This is a genomic window from Hyphomonas pacifica, from assembly GCF_000682675.1.
GTDB lineage: Bacteria > Pseudomonadota > Alphaproteobacteria > Caulobacterales > Hyphomonadaceae > Hyphomonas > Hyphomonas pacifica.
Genome location: NZ_AWFA01000056.1, coordinates 36,648 through 51,622, shown reverse-complemented (window position 1 = coordinate 51,622; position 14,975 = coordinate 36,648). Strand labels below are relative to the sequence as shown.

15 protein-coding genes are annotated in these 14,975 nt (G+C 57.7%); 11 read left to right on the top strand and 4 right to left on the bottom strand.

Annotated elements, in window-relative coordinates; translation table 11 throughout:
- Nucleotides 1-20 precede the first annotated feature (20 nt).
- The gene (queA, locus tag HY2_RS14025) at nt 21-1,076 is read left to right on the top strand and encodes a tRNA preQ1(34) S-adenosylmethionine ribosyltransferase-isomerase QueA (protein WP_034828724.1); all 1,056 of its coding nucleotides are present in this window, start codon (nt 21-23) and stop codon (nt 1,074-1,076) included.
- A gap of 58 nt (nt 1,077-1,134) precedes the next feature.
- On the opposite strand, the gene HY2_RS14020 is transcribed toward queA, so the two are convergent.
- The 4 genes from HY2_RS14020 to HY2_RS14005 form a co-directional block, all read right to left on the bottom strand.
- Nucleotides 1,135-1,614 (bottom strand): PaaI family thioesterase, encoded by a 480-nt coding sequence (locus HY2_RS14020; RefSeq protein ID WP_034828722.1) that lies wholly within the window; start codon nt 1,612-1,614, stop codon nt 1,135-1,137.
- Nucleotides 1,611-1,982 carry a tRNA-binding protein gene (locus tag HY2_RS14015; protein ID WP_034828720.1) on the bottom strand — a complete coding sequence of 124 codons (372 nt, stop codon included), beginning with the start codon at nt 1,980-1,982 and terminating at the stop codon, nt 1,611-1,613. The genes HY2_RS14020 and HY2_RS14015 overlap by 4 nt, the downstream gene beginning before the upstream one ends.
- 3 nt (nt 1,983-1,985) lie before the next feature.
- A complete protein-coding gene (locus tag HY2_RS14010; RefSeq protein ID WP_034828718.1) occupies nt 1,986-2,753 on the bottom strand; it encodes an SDR family NAD(P)-dependent oxidoreductase in 768 nt (255 codons plus the stop codon).
- A gap of 82 nt (nt 2,754-2,835) precedes the next feature.
- Entirely contained in the window at nt 2,836-4,503 is a 1,668-nt protein-coding gene (locus tag HY2_RS14005; RefSeq protein ID WP_034828716.1) for a DUF262 domain-containing protein, read from the bottom strand.
- A gap of 112 nt (nt 4,504-4,615) precedes the next feature.
- On the opposite strand from HY2_RS14005, the gene HY2_RS14000 reads away from it, so the two are divergent.
- From HY2_RS14000 to lspA, 10 genes are all read left to right on the top strand, one after another.
- On the top strand, nt 4,616-5,452 hold the full coding sequence (locus tag HY2_RS14000) for a fumarylacetoacetate hydrolase family protein (RefSeq protein ID WP_034828711.1): 837 nt from the start codon (nt 4,616-4,618) through the stop codon (nt 5,450-5,452).
- Between the two features lie 15 nt (nt 5,453-5,467).
- Nucleotides 5,468-6,190, top strand: coding sequence for an MBL fold metallo-hydrolase (locus tag HY2_RS13995; RefSeq protein WP_034828710.1), 723 nt, complete (start codon nt 5,468-5,470; stop codon nt 6,188-6,190).
- A gap of 312 nt (nt 6,191-6,502) precedes the next feature.
- Complete coding sequence (locus HY2_RS13990; RefSeq protein ID WP_034828709.1) at nt 6,503-7,732, top strand: EAL domain-containing protein; 1,230 nt, start codon at nt 6,503-6,505, stop codon at nt 7,730-7,732.
- A 63-nt stretch (nt 7,733-7,795) separates the two neighbouring features.
- Nucleotides 7,796-8,293, top strand: a complete 498-nt coding sequence (locus HY2_RS13985) for a hypothetical protein (protein WP_034828702.1) — start codon at nt 7,796-7,798, stop codon at nt 8,291-8,293.
- 31 nt (nt 8,294-8,324) lie between these two features.
- Entirely contained in the window at nt 8,325-9,176 is an 852-nt protein-coding gene (locus HY2_RS13980; protein WP_034828700.1) for a TIGR01459 family HAD-type hydrolase, read from the top strand.
- A gap of 58 nt (nt 9,177-9,234) precedes the next feature.
- Nucleotides 9,235-9,666 carry a MaoC family dehydratase gene (locus HY2_RS13975; RefSeq protein ID WP_034828698.1) on the top strand — a complete coding sequence of 144 codons (432 nt, stop codon included), beginning with the start codon at nt 9,235-9,237 and terminating at the stop codon, nt 9,664-9,666.
- Nucleotides 9,666-10,580: a riboflavin biosynthesis protein RibF gene (gene ribF / locus HY2_RS13970; protein WP_034828696.1), complete on the top strand. Its 915-nt coding sequence runs from the start codon at nt 9,666-9,668 to the stop codon at nt 10,578-10,580. The genes HY2_RS13975 and ribF overlap by 1 nt, the downstream gene beginning before the upstream one ends.
- A 77-nt stretch (nt 10,581-10,657) precedes the next feature.
- A complete protein-coding gene (locus HY2_RS13965; protein WP_034828694.1) occupies nt 10,658-11,182 on the top strand; it encodes a type III secretion system chaperone family protein in 525 nt (174 codons plus the stop codon).
- 193 nt (nt 11,183-11,375) lie between these two features.
- Nucleotides 11,376-14,363: an isoleucine--tRNA ligase gene (ileS, locus tag HY2_RS13960; protein ID WP_034828844.1), complete on the top strand. Its 2,988-nt coding sequence runs from the start codon at nt 11,376-11,378 to the stop codon at nt 14,361-14,363.
- A 61-nt stretch (nt 14,364-14,424) separates the two neighbouring features.
- Nucleotides 14,425-14,952: a signal peptidase II gene (gene lspA / locus HY2_RS13955; RefSeq protein WP_034828692.1), complete on the top strand. Its 528-nt coding sequence runs from the start codon at nt 14,425-14,427 to the stop codon at nt 14,950-14,952.
- Nucleotides 14,953-14,975: the final 23 nt, after the last annotated feature.

Genomic DNA, 14,975 nt, shown 5'->3' with positions numbered 1-14,975 from the left:
TCTGCCCCAGGGCAAGGCAAATGGATATTTCAGCTTTCCAGTTTGATCTGCCCGAGGGGTTGATCGCGCTGCGGCCTGTCGAGCCGCAGGATTCCGCACGGCTTCTGGTCGTGCATGGGGATGGGCGTCTTGAAGATGCATGCGTGCGGGATCTGCCACATTACCTCTCCGCCGGGGATGTGCTGGTTTTCAATGACACGCGCGTGCTGCCTGCGGCGCTGAAAGGGGTTCGGCCTGCGAGAGACGAGACGGGGCAGGATGTCAGCTGCGATGTGAACCTGACAGAGCGCATGGATGAGCAAACCTGGCGCGCGCTGGCGCGACCGGGCAGGCGGCTAAAGGAAGGCGATGTCATTCAGTTTGCGGATGGGTTTTCCGCGGCCATCATCAGCCGCATGGAAGGAGGCGAAATCGAATTGCGGTTTTCCCTTTCTGGCGACGCCCTGACAGCTGCGCTCGACACGCATGGCGCGATGCCTTTACCGCCTTATATCGCGCGCCGCCGCGCTGCGGATGCCCGGGACCGGGAAACCTATCAAACGAAGTTTGCCGGCGAGGATGCGGCGTCTGTCGCGGCACCGACAGCTGGACTGCACTTCACGCCGGGTTTGCTGGAAGACATAGATGCCGCCGGGCTGTCGCGTCAGACGGTGCGCCTACATGTCGGTCTGGGTACGTTCAAGCCGCTTGAAGAAAAGCATCTTCAGGAAAACCGTCTGCATGAAGAGTGGCGGCGGCTGACCCCTGAAACGGCAAGCCTTCTGAATCAGTCGCGGCAGGAAGGGCATCGTGTTGTGCCAGTGGGTACGACAGCCATGCGAACGCTGGAGAGCTGTGTCGATGCAGAGGGCATTCTGCATGCGGCTACAGGGCCAACCGATATTTTTCTGAAACCGGGGGATGCCGTGCGGGCCACGGATGCGCTGATGACGAACTTCCATCTGCCGGGCTCCAGCCTGTTCATGCTGGTCTGCGCCCTGATGGGAACAGACATTATGCAGGCCGCCTATGCGTACGCCATAGAGAATGATTATCGCTTCTATTCCTATGGAGACGCCTGCCTGTTGTTGCCATAAGACAAGCTCCATGCGGGGGCTGAGGTCTTCTGTCAGACTTGTATCATGAGCTGCTTTGTCACTTGGCGGAGGCGTCCGGACGGAGCTCTTCCATTGAACGGATGGCCTTTGCTGCCGTGATGCGTGCCAGAAGCCGTCCGTCCTCATCCTTCCAGTCCGCCTCGACAAGGCCTGTCGTGCGTCCCCGGCTGACAAGGCGGCCTTCAATCGTGATCAGGCCATGGCCGACGGGCCTTAGAATGCGGGTTTGCAGTTCCATGGTGGTGAACCATTCCTGATCGTTCAGGGCACTGGCCATCGTGATGGAAACGATGTGATCTGAGAATCCAGCGATCCAGCCGCCAAAGGCGCGGTTGTCGCTGATGTCTCGGTCACCGGTATTGGGCCATTCATAGCGTGTGTAGCCATAGGAGAAATCTTTCAGCCAAAGATCCGGACGGATGCCGAGATTGCGCAGGCCGACGGGCGGCTGCCATGCACCATTCTGCAGATTGGTCAGAAACGCCTCGGCCTGTTTTGAGATTTTTTGCGATGTCATGCGAGGCGGGCTCCGTTTGGGACAGGCTGGTCGGGTGAAAAGAGAACGATGTCTTCGGAGGAGTCCGGAAACCCAAGTGTCAGAACTTCAGACATGAATTTGCCGATCTGGCGTGGCGGGAAGTTGACGACAGCCGCCACCTGTTTGCCGACCAGCGCGTCACACTCATAGTGTACCGTAATCTGCGCCGAGGATTTCTTGATGCCGACGCCCGCTCCAAAATCTATCTTTAGACGGATTGCTGGTTTGCGTGCGCCTTCCAGCGGGGCCGCCTCCAGAATTGTGCCGATACGAATGTCTATCTGCCGGAAGGTGTCAAAATTGATTTCTTCCACAGGGCTGTTTTCAGGTTTATCTGTCAGATGCATGATTTAAACAATCACCGTGCCGCCATCGACGACGATCATTTGACCGGCCATATAGGCACCAGCCTTTGAGGAAAGGAACACCGCCGCCCCCGCAATGTCTTCCGGGTCACCAATCCGTCTCATGGGGGTGCCTTTTTCAATACGGGTGACAAGATCAGGATTCTCCCAAAGAGCCCGGGCGAAATCTGTCTTGATCAGCCCCGGCGCAACACAGTTTACGCGAATATTGTGTGGGCCAAGCTCGAGGGCGTAATTTCGGGCCAGCTGGAAGTCTGCTGCCTTGGAGATGTTGTAAGCGCCAATCGTGTTGGAGCCTTTCAGACCACCCACGGATGAAATGATAACGATCGCGCCATCCTTGCGCTCTTTCATCTCCGGTGCGACGAGCTGGATCAGCCAATGATTGGAGATGATGTTATTGTTCAGGATCTTCTGGAAGGAGTCATCATCAATCTCTTCCAGCGGTCCGTAATAGGGATTCGATGCGGCGTTGCAGACAAGAATGTCGATCTGGCCAAAGGCTTTGCGGGTTTCTTCCACCAGATGAGTCAGGTCTTCCTTGGAGGAGATATTGGCAGGGATGGAAATCGCGGTGCCGTCGCCATGTTTTTCATTCAGGGCGGCGGCGACGTCTTTGCATGGGCCGGGCTTGCGGGAGGAGATGACGACTTTCGCGCCCTGCTCAGCCATCTGCTCTGCTATGGCCTTGCCAATACCGCGGGATGACCCGGTAATAATTGCGGTTTTTCCAGTCAGGTCAAACAGGCTCATGTGAAACTCCCTTTGTCGATTATCGCCCTAAGGCTAAGCGCCCGGCACACATTCGACTAGGGGGCTCCCTAGGGAAACCTTTTTACAGGTAGTGTTGAAGGCCCCATTCCTGCATCAGGATTTCGGCAAGTCTTTCCGTGCGCTTGCGCACGACTTCCGAAGTCCAGGCGTCCTGATCAATCAGATCACGCGTCAAGGCAAAGGCCTCGCCACCACCGCCATTGAAGTAGACTTCCTTCTTGGCGCGATAGTCCAGCCGGTCTGCCCTCTGGTTCACCTTATTGGTCAGCAACACGAAATTGCCCAGCGTGTCACATTGTTCCCGGCGCTTGGCAGGGTCAGGCCAGGTAATCATCCAGTGGCTGTCTTCATGTACATTGCGCGGCAGAACATGCTCTACGGTGGCATCCGATTCCGGCGGTATGGTGAAGCCGCCATCCAACGCAGCGTTGAGGCGCAAGGCCATTGCGCGGCGCTGGCCGAAAGTGGCAAAGCGGCCATGTAGGCGCTCAAATGCGCGGCGGGCTTCATCATTATTGATGATAAAGGGGCTGTTGCGCCCATTGAGGACACGCTTGTTGATGATGTTCTCGCTAACCTTGTTGAACCGTTTATTGCGCTGGTCTCTGTCAGGTAGGATTAGCATGATGACATAGGCCAAGCGTTCCAGTTTGTTGAAAAAGTCCAGCGCATCCGGATCATCCACGCCGCGCTCCACCAAAAACTTCAGGGCAGGGGCACGCCAGCTTGCCTGGTCCAGCGCGCGCATCTGGTTCAGTTTGTCACTGATGTGATCCGCATGCTCACCATTGGGAAGCTTGGCTGTCGTGACCAATTGGTAGGCCTCAACATAGCGTGGCAGGACATCGTCAAGGAATTTGCGCGGGCTTACCTTGGAGATGACATTTTTGAGGAAGGCCGAGATTAATTCGCCTTTGGAAGACTTGTCATAGATTGCCCGGATCTGGCGCAACAGGTCATCAAAAGCGGCGCCGCCGAGGATGGCCTCATGCTCAGACCAGCGTTCGGAGTAGAAGGCGGCATCCTTGACATCAAACTTGGCGCGCTGGAACAGTTCCGTCTTGATGATGTCGTGCGCGTCGGGCTCCTTGCCGCGTGTGTTCAGAACACGGAATACTGTGAAGCCTTGTTCCTTATCGGCGACTACGACTCTTACCAGTGCGCACCCATTCATGACGACCTCGGACAATTCATGCCGCTTGTCTTTCGATAAGGCGCGTAAGCGTTTCAGGAAGACTTTGGCATTCTGTACCATTCGCTGCTGGCTTTCGCTTTCGCCAGGTTCTGATTCAATCGTCAGTGTCGCACCGGGGGTCTGGATTGCATGCCGGAAGAAGGGGCCATCCATATGATTCAGCGTCAGTCGCCAACTGGCGGGTTCGCCAAGTAGCGGACGGGCCTCATTTGCAATTAGGGAGTGAATGTCTGCGCTGCGCGCCTTGTCTTCTTCCAAGTCTCGCAGAACCGCAAGAAGAATGGTCAACGTCGTCAGCCTCTGCTGGCCATCAACGATTTCGAGGATGCCTTCTTCAGCACTCTTGTTCAGCACAACCGCACCAACAAAGTGCGGCGTTTTGCTGTCTGCTGCATCAAGAAGATCATTCAGTAGTTCGCCTGCTTCGCGCTCTCCCCAGGAATAACTGCGCTGGTAGGGCGGCATGCACAGCTGGTCACTGGGGCCAAAAATATTTCTGAGCGAGCTCTCCTGAGCGCGTACGCCGAGATCCATTCTGGCTTCCCTTCTACAAGCTTTCTGACTAGCCCTTGCCAAGTGTCATCACAACGGCCCAAGAACGCTTTGCAATGGGTTTGAGGAAAAAGTGTGACAGGAGGGTAACGGTATGAGACTGGTCCGATATGAAGGGCTTGACGGCCCTAGGTATGGCTTGCTGGAGGGCGATGTCGTCCGTCCGACAACTGCGCGGACATTGCAACGTGCTTTGACTGCTACAGCGTCCGATGAAGCGGCTATTCCGCTGTCAGAGGTTCAGTTGCTGGCCCCGGTTGAGCGGCCGCGAAAGATTCTGGGCATTGGCGTGAATTATGCGGCTCACGCTGCCGAAAGTGTCAGTTTTATAGATACGAAGACGCCTCAGGTACAGAAATGGTTCAACAAGCAGGCCACAGCGGCCAACGCCCCGAACGGGCAGGTGCATCTACCTATGGTTTCGGATCAGCTGGATTATGAAGTCGAGCTGGTCGCCGTCATCGGCAAGCGTGGCCGGCATGTTCCCAGAGAGCGGGCCATGGAGATTGTTGCCGGCTTTTGTGTCGGCTGTGATTATTCGGTTCGCGATTGGCAAAAGGCCAGCCAGACCATGATCATGGGCAAAGGCTTTGATACACATGCGCCTTTCGGGCCAGCTATTGTCACACCGGATGAAATCAGCGACCTGGCCTCGGTAAAGCTTCGCTGCTTCGTGAATGATGAGCTACGCCAGACGGGGCAGGTCCGTGACATGATCCATGATATTCCGGCACAGATTGCGCATTTGACCGCAGCGTTCACGCTTGAGCCGGGCGACCTGATCTTCACCGGAACGCCCTCCGGTGTCGGGGCGGGACACACGCCGCCAAAATGGTTGAAGGCGGGCGACAGGGTGCGGTGCGAGATTGATGGCGTCGGCACAATTGAGAACGAAATCGTAAGGGAACTGGGCGAGACCGTCATCGGATAGCGGGGGGATTTTTTCATGCGGTGGAAAGAGCTTCTGCTGGTCGCAATGGCCAGTGTATGCGTGGCCTGTGGTGAGCCTGCCAGATCTGGTGATGAGCCTGCAGTGCAAGCTGTGACGAAGCCTCAGGTCAAATCCACCGATTTCGCGATTCTTCCCTGCAAGGGGCTTGAAGAGGCTGCGCCGTGTGCTTTGGTTATGGCCGGGGGCAAACGCGTTCTTTTTGGTGCGCCTGGTGGGATCGGTCGTACCCTGAGCCGCGATGATGTGCGTAACATGGATGCCGTCATGCTGTTCTCGCTGCGATCAGAAGGCAGCGAAGGCCTCGACGAAATTCGCAATGCGAGCTGGCGGGCAGGGCATGAAGGCAGCCTGCCTGTCAGCGGCCCTTCCGGCACCGGGGCCTTCATCGGTGCGCTGAATCTAGCTTATGAGGTTTCCGACGCGCTGACCTTTGTAGAAGACAGGCCTGCGGGCGGATTTGATGCGGCGCTGCTGGCCCTATTGCCCGGAGAAGATGACGAGCGCTCAATTGTCTTCAATACGGGCGATTTGCAGGTCACCAAAATCGAATCGCGGTCCAGCCGGGCCGGGTATTGGGTGGATTATGAAGGCCATCGTGTGGTGCTGGAGCCGTGTGGCGCAAATCAGGCGGAAGAGTTTGCTGGAGCTGCCGATCTGATTCTGAATTGCGAATCAGGATGGCCGTTGAAAACGCCAAAATTTGTGATTCAGGGATAAATTCTGCCAGAAAAACGACGAGGTTCTGCGTTTCCACAGAACCCCAGTCTCCCCCGGGATGCCCCCGCTCTGGCCAGTCATATGGCCACAGACCGGTGGTTCCAGGCTTTATCTATCCACTGGTATCGCTCAGCTTGCGGCTTGTCCATGTGCGCAGTGACTGCCATGCTGCGCGTCATATGGCGTGTGACAGGTTGGCAACGGTGATGTGACAGGATTGCCGCAATGGGCAAATTCCTTCATTTCCATGCAATTCGTTAACCAATTGGGCCTATCTGTTAACGTTGATGGATTGTATTGGGTGCTGACCATATGACTTTTGTCCTGTTCCTTCTGTACGCAGCCATTGGGGGCGCCGCGGGTTACGGCATCTTCACGCTGACGGATGTAGGCTTGCCGCTTTCCATTGTGGGCGGGGCAGTTGTCACCGCCTTGCTGGGGCAGGTTCATATTCTGGTGAAATCCTCCAACTCCACGAAGGAGCTGGACGAGCGTATGGATCGCGTCGAGAAGACTGTACGTGATAATTATGAGCGCATGGATGTAGTTGAAGCCCGTACCGAAGCTGTCGAAACCACGATCAAGCATGAGCTGACAGAGCGCCGTGACGCGCTCGTCTCTGAGATGAAACAGCTGGAAAGCCTGATTGACCGCCTATCCCGCAGTTTTGAGAACAAGCTGGCCGAAACCAGCACGAGTGCTGCTGTGGCGCCGGAAGAGGACGCTGTTTTACGCGATGTGCGCGACGCCCTGAAGGATGGCCGGGTAGACCTGCACCTTCAGCCGATTGTGTCATTGCCGCAGCGTCGCGTGTCTTTCTATGAAGGCTTTACGCGCCTGCGTCGCCCGAATGGCTCCCTGTTGCTGCCTGCAGAGTTCCTGGATGCGGCCCGCCGCGCAAAGCTGATGGGCATCATAGATAATTTCACCCTGTTCCGCTGCGTGCAGATTGTGCGCCGTCTGGCAGAGAGGGATCGCCGCGTGGGTGTGTTCTGCAACATTGCGGCATCTTCGCTGGAAGACGCGACCTTCTTCCCGATGTTCCTGGAATTCATGACCGAGAATCGCGATCTCTCGGGGGCTGTGATTTTCGAAATCCGTGCGGATCGCTTCGAAATGCGCTCGCGCACGATGCGGGACAATATGGACAAGCTGACAGCGCTCGGCTTCCGCTTCTCCATAGACCATGCTGATAATCTGGAGCTGGACCTGCCGCGTCTGCAATCGGCTGGTGTCCGTTTCATCAAGATGAATGGTGCCTCGCTGATCGAGCAGCTGCGCGATCCTTCCGGCCCGCGTCCTGTTTCGTCCATCAATCGTCGTCTTGATGGCGATGAGGTCAGTGCTGTTTTCTCACGCTATGGGATCACTATGGTGGCCGAGAAGATGGAAGACGAAGCCAGCGTGGTCGAAATTCTGGAATACGACATTCCTTACGGTCAGGGTCATGTCTTCGGCGCGCCGCGTCCAATCAAGACCTCGCTGATGGAAGAAACTGCACCGCCGCAGGAAATGGTGCAGCGCCTGTCGAATTTCGGCTGATCCGTCCGCTCCCTCAATTTGCCCGATTCCTGATGTCTTCTCCCTTCTGATGTGGAGGTGGACATGATGCGACTTATTCCGATTGCCTTGATCACGGGCCTTTGTGGCTTCGCCACGGCAGAGGCTCCAGGCGTGCAGGGGATTACAGCAGACCTGCCGGGACCGGTGGAGTTTGAGGCACCCGAAGCGCTTCAGAATATGGAAGAAGGCATTGTCCTGCTGGATCTCAGCATCGCTTCGGATATGGACCCTGGCATCAAGCTGGCCGATGGCACATGGCGCACGCTGGAAGGGTGTGAGTTCGGGGCTGTGGAAGCCGAGACCGTGATGGTCAAAACTGGTTCCAACCATATGCTGCTGGAAGTCCGCATAGGGGATCCGGATACGCACGCCGCGAATTTGCTGTCCTGCAATTACAGGCCGAATCTGATCTCTGATGACGGCTTTGGTCACCTCACGCGCCTGAAGGGCTGCTTCTACGCGCACAATATTGCGATCCCGACAGCGGTGCACTGGCGGCTGAACCCGTTGCCAGCGAAGGCCTGCGGCATCGGCGATTGACCCGTGCGGCGGCTGAGCCTACCTCGCTGATATGACTGATTTGAAGTTTCCGGGCGGACTGTCCGAGATCGCGAGCCATTATGACGGCATTCTGTGTGATGTGTGGGGCGTTATCCACAATGGACGCCAGGCCTTTGATGAGGCTTGCGATGCGCTGACCAATTTCCGCAAGGGCGGCGGCAAAGTCTGCCTGATCACCAATGCACCTGTTCCGAAGGCGCAAGTTGTGGACCTGTTCGAGCCCCTGGGGGTACCGGATACCGTCTATGATGATTGCGTGTCTTCCGGCGATGCAACACGTACCGTGCTGGCGCGCCATCGCGACAAGAGAATCTGGCGTATGGGAGCCGATTCCGGCTGGGAGCGTGACAAGTTCCTTTATGAGGGCCTGGACCTGAGTTTTGGCGAACCGGAAGAGGCCGACCTGCTGCTCTGCATCGGTCTGCGGGACCAGCTGCGCGATCACCCGTCTCAATATCGCGACGAGTTGCAACCGGGTGTCGACAGGGGAGTGCCAATGATCTGCGCCAATCCTGACAAGCAGGTGCGTGTGGGCGGCAAGCTGCTTTGGTGCGCAGGCGCGCTGGCGGAGATTTACGAAGATCTTGGCGGAGAGGTCATCTATCCCGGAAAGCCTCACGCGGCGATTTACCGGCTTTGTCTGGAGCGTCTGGGCGAGGCCGCAGCCGACAAGTCTCGCATTTTGTGTATTGGGGACAGCCCGGCAACAGACATGCGCGGCGCGCGTCAGCAGGGCCTCGACCGGCTGTATGTCGGTACCGGCCTGAAGGAGCATGGCGAAGACTTCAAAGCCGAAGTGACAGACCTGCTCGACGACTATGGAGAAACTGCGACTTACGCGATGACTGGCCTCAGATGGTGACGTGCTGCGTTGCAGCGTGTAACGAAATTTCCGGAAAACAATCAGGAGCCCGAGTCGGATGAGCGCATTCACCGGATATAAGTACGAAGATCTTGAGATCGGCATGGCCCATGAGACTGTGCACACTATCACCGAAAACGACATTCAGCGCTTTGCTGAAGTGTCCGGGGATTTCAACCCGCTTCATATGTCCGACGAGTTTGCGGCGAAAACTGTCTTTGGCAAGCGCATCGCCCATGGTGCGCTGACCGCCAGCTACATTTCCGGCATTCTGGGCAATAATCTGCCAGGCCCGGGCGCCATCTTCATCGGGCTGTCCATGCGCTTCAAACGCCCCGTTCACATTGGTGACGAAGTGACAGTGCGCGCCGAGGTGGCCGAAAAGAAAGACCGTGGGAATCGCGTCACCCTGAAAGTGGAATGCACAGTTGACGGCAAGCGGGTAATCACCGGCGAAGCTGAAGTCGTCGCCCCCAGCCGGGACGCATAATGACGATTTACGCAGACTATCGCGGATTGCCTGAAAAAGCGCGCGGAGCGTCCATTGCGCTGGGCAATTTTGATGGTCTGCATGTAGGTCATCGGACGGTCATTGCAGCGGCAGCGAAAGCTGGTGGCGGCAAATTCTCCGTGGCCACTTTTGAGCCGCCCCCTCGGGCGTATTTCCGGCCCGGTGATCCGCCCTTCCGAATTCTCCGGCCTGAGCGCCGCGATACCGCGATTCTTGCGCTGGGCGCGGATTCGGTTTTCGAGCTGCCGTTCAATGGCGAAATGGCAGCCAAGACGGACGAAGAATTCGTCCGCCAGGTTCTGGTCGAAGGGCTGGGCATCAGCCACGTGGCTGTCGGCTTTGATTTTCGCTTCGGTCGGGGCCGCATGGGGCATGCGCAGAGGCTTTCCAGCCTTGGCCGCGCGCTTGGATTTGGCGTTACAATTGTCGAGGAAGTGCAGGAGCATGATGCCAAGGCGTCTTCGACTGCGATCCGCGAAGCCCTGAGAGCGGGGGAGCCTGAAGTCGCGGCGGATATACTCGGTTATAACTGGATCGCTGATGGCCCGGTTGTTTCAGGTGAGCGCAATGGCCGGAAGTTCGGGTTTCCGACGGCAAACATCCAGATGGGCGAACTGGTTCACCCCAAGCATGGTGTGTATGCCGTGCGGGCGAGGGTCAACCGCTCTGGAGACTGGCTTGATGGCGTGGCCAATTTCGGCCGCACGCCCACCACGGGCCTTCGTGATCCACTGTTCGAAACGCACATCTTTGATTTTGATCGGGATATCTATGGGGCTTGGCTGGAGGTAGAGGTCGTGTCTTTCCTGCGGCCTGAGCTGAAATTCGACACGATCGACCTGATGATCGACCAGATGGGCCGGGATGTGATTGAGGCGAAATCCCGCCTTTAGGCCATATTTAGAAAGCCGTATCGTCAAACCACTGCCGCATTCTTTACCTAGATTCTGCTTGGAAATGAGGCAGAGGTTTGGGTGTGCTGAAACAGGTGATGTGTGCAGGGATTGTGCTGGCGATGTGTGTACCAGCGCACGCTGATGTCTCCGCTGAAACGGAGCGGTCTTCCTATTTCCTGGTTCATTCCGTAACATTGGATGATCTGCAGCTGCTGCTGAACGATCTGGGCGCCACCTTCATGGCCGCAGGCGAAAATGCCGAAGGGGAGCCTTTTATCTTCGGCCAGATGCCTAATGGTTTGACCTTTGGGGCCTATACGGTGTGCGCCGGAGCAGACGGCCGTGATTGCCGGGGCGTTGAGTTCATGGCCGTCTACTCAAGCCGCGCCAGTGTGGCGGAGGTCATGGATATTGACCGGGATTATGCAGCGATCTCGTTATACAAGGCGGATGACAATACGGTGCATGTCTCTCGCTATGTGATCCTGGACAATGGGGTCACCTGGGCGAATTTGATCGAGAATGCGAATGTGTTCCACCTCCTGTGCGGCAAGGTATCCGAGCGCTTGCAGGCCTTTCCGCAAGATGCGCCCCAATAGTGACTTCTTATGTCTGTGCTGCTAGGCAAGCAGCATGGCACGGATTTGCTGCATACGAATTAGCCGCCCGGCTGCGCGCTGACCCGTTCGATGGGGCCGCGAAGCCGGGAACTCATGCTCTGCAAACATGAAAAAAGCCGTGGCCATTGCCCGGCATTTCCGTAAAACACGCCAAAACTGCCATAGGCCCGAAATGACCGATTCCCTGACTGCCCGCGATTACCGCGATACGCTGTTCCTGCCTGCCACCGAGTTTCCGATGCGGGGCGGCCTGCCCAAGCGCGAACCCGACTGGATCAAGCGCTGGGATGACCTGAAACTGTACGAAAAGCTGCGCGCCGATGCGAAGGCACGCGGGGCTGAGCAGTGGATACTGCATGATGGCCCGCCCTATGCGAACGGGCACATTCACCTCGGCACGGCGATGAACAAGATCGTCAAGGACATCATCGTCCGCAGCCACCAGATGGCGGGCTATGATGCGGCCTATCTGCCGGGCTGGGACTGCCACGGCCTGCCCATCGAATGGAAAGTGGAAGAAGAGTTCCGCTCCAGGGGCAAGACAAAGGATGACGTGCCGCCGGGAGAGTTCCGCGCTGCCTGCCGTGCCTATGCCGAAAAATGGGTCGACATCCAGAAACAGGAATTCCGCAATCTCGGCATCGAGGGTGAATGGGACAATCCATACCTGACGATGAAGTTCGAGAGCGAAGCCTCCATCGTCGGCGAGTTCCTGCGCATGGCGATGACCGGGTCTCTCGTGCGCGGCGCGAAACCGATCATGTGGAGCCCCGTAGAGCGCACCGCGCTCGCCGAAGCGGAAGTGGAATACCAGGATCGCAAGGTGCCGGTGATCTGGGTAACCTTCGGCGTCCCGTCCCGCGGGGATGGTGCCAAGCTGGTGATCTGGACAACAACCCCCTGGACAATCCCGGCCAACCAGGCTGTCTCCTATAGCACTGACATCTCCTACGGTCTGTTCGAGGTCGAAGAGGTCATGACCGAGGAAGAGCTTGGCTTCCCGCCCTATGCGACAGCGGGCGACCGTTTGATCATGGCCGACAAGCTGGCGCAGGGCGTAATGGACGGCGCGAAGGTGAAATCCTTCAAACGTGTTGAGGATATTGACCCGGCAAGCCTCGGGTCGTTGACGCACCCGTTGGCTAACATGGACCCGTTCTTCCAGCACGATGTGGCTATGCTCGCCGGTGATCACGTTACGGACGATGCCGGTACGGGATTCGTGCACACGGCACCGGCGCATGGTGAGGATGACTTCAATGTCTGGGTGGCGTCTGGCCGCAAAGCATCTGAAATCCGCGACATCGTAAACCCGGATGGCGCCTATCAGCATCCGGAGCTTCCGGACGTGCTGCAGGGGCTCGACATCATCCGCACCAGTGGCAAGAAACGCGGGGAGCCCGGCAAGGCGAACTCTGAAGTGATCCGTCTGCTGGCCGAAAGCGGCAATCTGCTTGCGCGTGGCATCACGACGATCCGCGATGCGCACTCCTGGCGCTCCAAGGCGCCGGTCATCCGCCGCGCGACGCCGCAATGGTTCATCTCGATGGACAAGCCCGGCCCGAACGGCAAGACGCTGCGGGAGAACGCGCTCAAAGCTATCGAAGATACGGAATTCTTCCCTGCCGTGGGCCGTAACCGCCTGCAATCCATGGTCGAAGGACGCCCGGACTGGCTGATCTCCCGCCAGCGCAACTGGGGTGTGCCGATCACCATCTTCGTTAATAAGGAAGGCCAGCCGCACACGGCTGCCTTGCCGCAAGCGCAAGCCGACCAGTTGAACGAAGCGATCAAGTCTGCCATCGCTGCCGGCGGGGTTGAGGCGTGGTTCGATACGCCTGCGGAAGACTTCCTGTCTCCGCTCGGATTGTCTGCGGATGACTGGGACAAGGTAACGGACGTTCTGGACGTCTGGTTCGATAGCGGCACGACGCATGCCTTTGCGCTGCGCGAGCGCGGCCTCATTGATGCCGAGACCGGGCAGGCGAACCTATACATGGAAGGGTCTGACCAGCACCGGGGCTGGTTCCAGTCTTCCTTGCTGGAATGCTGCGCGACCCGCGGCATTGCGCCTTACAAGCAGGTTCTGACGCACGGCTTCATCGTCGACTCCCAGGGCAAGAAAATGTCGAAGTCGATCGGCAATACGATCGAGCCGGAAGAGATCCAGAAGCAGTATGGCATCGAGATCCTCCGTATCTGGACGGCCTCGGGTGATTATACTGAAGACCTTCGCATCTCTGACGAGATCATCAAGGGCTCGGTCGAGACCTATCGCAAGCTGCGCAACACGGTGCGCTATCTGCTCGGCGCGCTGGATGGCTGGACGGAAAACGAGGCCCTGCCGAAGGAAAACATGCCGAGCCTTGAGCGCTGGGTGCTTCATCGCCTGGCTGAGCTCGACCAGCAAATTCGCGCGGCCTACACGGTATATGACTTCAAGCGCATCATGGCGCTGCTGATCAATTTCTGCGGCGTGGACCTATCGGCGGTCTATTTCGACATCCGCAAGGACAGCCTCTATTGCGACCCACGCTTTGAGACCCTGTCAGCCTGGGATGACGAGACGGCCGGGTATGGCAATCGCCGCCGCGCGGCGCGCACCGTCATGGCCGCCGTTCTGGAGCGCCTGCTGACCTGGCTGGCGCCGGTCATGCCGTTCACGATGGAAGAGGCCTTTTTGGAAAGCCATCTGAAATCCCGCGCGGAATCTGTGCACCTGTTGCAATTTCCGGAAACGCCCGAAGGCTGGCTGAATTCAGACCTTGCCGCCCGCTGGGCGAAGATCTTCACCGTCCGCCGCGTCGTGACAGGCGCGCTGGAAATTGAGCGCCGGGAAAAGCGCATCGGCGCATCGCTGGAAGCCGCTCCGAAAGTCTACATCGCTGACGAGGCGCTGATCGACGCGTTCAAGGGCGAAGACCCGGCAGACCTGTTCATCACATCCGGTGCAGAGCTGATTCATTCAGCCAGCGGCGATGGCGGTGGGTTCACGCTGGACGATACAAGCGGCGTGATCGTGTATCCGGAGAAGGCAGACGGCATCAAATGCCGCCGCAGCTGGAAGTATTTTGACCCGGCAACCGCAGACCCGAATTTCCCCGATATCACGCCGCGTGATGCCCTGGCCGTAAAGGCTTGGGACAAGGTGGCAGGATGAGCCGTGGGCGAAGTGCTCAGAATCGCTTGATTGCATCGCCTGAAGCTGCAATCTGCCGGGCATGAAGTTGAAACCCGGCTATATCTGGGCGCTGGCGCTCATTCCGCTTGTCGTTGTTGTGGACCAGTGGTCGAAATGGCTCGTGCTGAATGAGCCACGCCTCAACGCGATTCCCTGTCTGGATGGCCTGACGCGCTGCGGTCATATTCCTGTGGCTGGGCCAATTGATGTGACCATGGTGTGGAACCGGGGCATGAGCTATGGCATGTTTCAGTCCGAAGGGATTGGGCGGTGGATCCTGGCGATCCTGATGCTGGTGATTGCCATTGGCTTTCTGTACTGGCTGGTACGCCATGCGCAGGGCTGGCTGCTCCGCCTCTCGTTGGCACTTGTTGTCGGCGGGGCCTTTGGAAACCTGATTGACCGGGTACGCTTTGGTGCGGTTGTAGACTTTATCAATGCCGGGGCGCTACATTTCCCGTGGGTCTTCAACGTGGCCGATGCTGCAATTAGTGTCGGTGCGGTCTTGCTGTTTGTTGACCAGTTCGTACTGTCAGGCCGTAAACAGGCCGGTAAACAGCCTGAGTAATAGTTAATGTGAAGGCGAGGACG

Excerpts from the sequence above, each read along its gene's own strand:
- HY2_RS13990 (WP_034828709.1), top strand. The coding sequence starts at position 6,503 with ATGACTTTTGTCCTGTTCCTTCTGTACGCAGCCATTGGGGGCGCCGCG.
- HY2_RS13995 (WP_034828710.1), top strand. The coding sequence starts at position 5,468 with ATGCGGTGGAAAGAGCTTCTGCTGGTCGCAATGGCCAGTGTATGCGTG.
- ribF (WP_034828696.1), top strand. The coding sequence starts at position 9,666 with ATGACGATTTACGCAGACTATCGCGGATTGCCTGAAAAAGCGCGCGGA.
- HY2_RS14005 (WP_034828716.1), bottom strand. The coding sequence starts at position 4,503 with ATGGATCTCGGCGTACGCGCTCAGGAGAGCTCGCTCAGAAATATTTTT.
- queA (WP_034828724.1), top strand. The coding sequence starts at position 21 with ATGGATATTTCAGCTTTCCAGTTTGATCTGCCCGAGGGGTTGATCGCG.
- ileS (WP_034828844.1), top strand. The coding sequence starts at position 11,376 with ATGACCGATTCCCTGACTGCCCGCGATTACCGCGATACGCTGTTCCTG.
- HY2_RS14020 (WP_034828722.1), bottom strand. The coding sequence starts at position 1,614 with ATGACATCGCAAAAAATCTCAAAACAGGCCGAGGCGTTTCTGACCAAT.
- HY2_RS13980 (WP_034828700.1), top strand. The coding sequence starts at position 8,325 with ATGACTGATTTGAAGTTTCCGGGCGGACTGTCCGAGATCGCGAGCCAT.
- HY2_RS14000 (WP_034828711.1), top strand. The coding sequence starts at position 4,616 with ATGAGACTGGTCCGATATGAAGGGCTTGACGGCCCTAGGTATGGCTTG.
- HY2_RS13985 (WP_034828702.1), top strand. The coding sequence starts at position 7,796 with ATGATGCGACTTATTCCGATTGCCTTGATCACGGGCCTTTGTGGCTTC.
- lspA (WP_034828692.1), top strand. The coding sequence starts at position 14,425 with ATGAAGTTGAAACCCGGCTATATCTGGGCGCTGGCGCTCATTCCGCTT.
- HY2_RS14015 (WP_034828720.1), bottom strand. The coding sequence starts at position 1,982 with ATGCATCTGACAGATAAACCTGAAAACAGCCCTGTGGAAGAAATCAAT.
- HY2_RS14010 (WP_034828718.1), bottom strand. The coding sequence starts at position 2,753 with ATGAGCCTGTTTGACCTGACTGGAAAAACCGCAATTATTACCGGGTCA.
- HY2_RS13975 (WP_034828698.1), top strand. The coding sequence starts at position 9,235 with ATGAGCGCATTCACCGGATATAAGTACGAAGATCTTGAGATCGGCATG.